Source organism: Halomonas sp. SCS19, from assembly GCF_040147015.1.
Taxonomy (GTDB): domain Bacteria; phylum Pseudomonadota; class Gammaproteobacteria; order Pseudomonadales; family Halomonadaceae; genus Halomonas; species Halomonas litopenaei.
In genome coordinates, this window is sequence record NZ_JAMSHN010000011.1 from 1 (window position 1) to 348 (window position 348).

Consider the following 348-nt stretch of genomic DNA (forward strand, 5'->3'; position numbering starts at 1 on the left):
ACCGAGACCTTTGCCTACACCCTGACTGACGCCGATGGGGATACCTCACCGGCGACGCTGACCATCACCGTGACCGGCACCGACGACGGTGTCAGCCTCTCGGGGCTGGCGAGCGAAGGCAGCGACGTAGCGGTGAGCGAAGCCAATCTCGCCGGCGGCAGCGATGCCGACAGCAGCGCACTGACCCAGCCTGGCAACTTTACGTTCGCAAGCGTTGATGGCGTGGCCAGCGTGCAGGTGGGCAACCAGACGCTGAGTCTGGCGCAGCTGCAGGGCCTGACCGCCGATAGCCCGGTGGTGGTCGATACCGAATACGGCAGCCTTAGCCTGACTGGCTTTACACCGTCG

General features: G+C 65.2%; 1 protein-coding gene. It reads left to right on the forward strand.

What is annotated here, in order from left to right:
* On the forward strand, window positions 1-348 hold a 348-nt coding region (locus NFH97_RS21160; RefSeq protein WP_349625590.1), incomplete at both ends, for a hypothetical protein.